This window comes from Kitasatospora arboriphila, assembly GCF_039528095.1.
GTDB classification, from domain to species: Bacteria; Actinomycetota; Actinomycetes; order Streptomycetales; family Streptomycetaceae; genus Kitasatospora; species Kitasatospora arboriphila.
The window spans coordinates 1-696 of record NZ_BAAALD010000258.1 but is presented as its reverse complement, the minus strand read 5'-3'; the positions used below and the strand labels follow the sequence as shown (position 1 = coordinate 696).

The following is a 696-nucleotide window of genomic DNA, read 5'->3' as shown; positions in this document are numbered from 1 at the left end:
AACAGAACCCATTTATCCATATGATGGGCAATGCAATTTCATCTGATGCATCGTTTCAGGCTTTGGATTCACTGTATTTATTAATTTATCCACGCAACTAGTTGAGCCTGGTAAAGATTGTGACTATAAAGAGCATGGCGATGCAATGATTTCACAAGACTGTTAACGTGCTACAATTGAACTTGATATATGTCAACGAAGCGTAGTTTTATTGGGGGTTCGGCCTCTCTTAGCCTGTTATGTTGCTGTTAAAATGGTTAGGATGTCAGCCGTTTTTGACACCGTCGGGTCCAGAGGGAAAGTACCCACGACCAAGCTAATGATGTTGTTGACGTTGATGGAAAGTGCATCAAGAACGCAATTACGTACTTTAGTCATGTTACGCCGCGCATGTTAATTTGCGACATGCAGCAGGCAGGTCAGGGACTTTGGTACTTCCTGTTTCGATTTAGTTGGCAATTTAGGTAGCAAACATGCAGACCCCGCCCATTCTTATCGTTGAAGACGAGTTGGTAACACGCAACACGTTAAAAAGTATTTTCGAAGCAGAAGGTTACGATGTATTCGAAGCGACCGATGGCGCGGAAATGCATCAGATCCTGTCTGAAAATGATATCAACCTGGTGATCATGGATATCAACCTGCCGGGTAAAAATGGTCTTCTGCTGGCGCGCGAGCTGCGCGAGCAGGCTGACG

Annotated in this window: 2 protein-coding genes; one reads left to right on the top strand and one right to left on the bottom strand. The window is 44.7% G+C overall.

Translation table 11 applies throughout. The features are described from left to right. Positions 1-237 precede the first annotated feature (237 nt). A complete protein-coding gene (gene yjjY / locus ABD353_RS39830) occupies positions 238-378 on the bottom strand; it encodes a YjjY family protein (RefSeq protein WP_004146984.1) in 141 nt (46 codons plus the stop codon). Positions 379-473: 95 nt separating this feature from the next. Here yjjY and ABD353_RS39825 point away from each other — a divergent pair. After that, a partial coding sequence (locus ABD353_RS39825; protein ID WP_344628591.1) for a response regulator occupies positions 474-696 on the top strand: 223 nt, incomplete at its 3' end.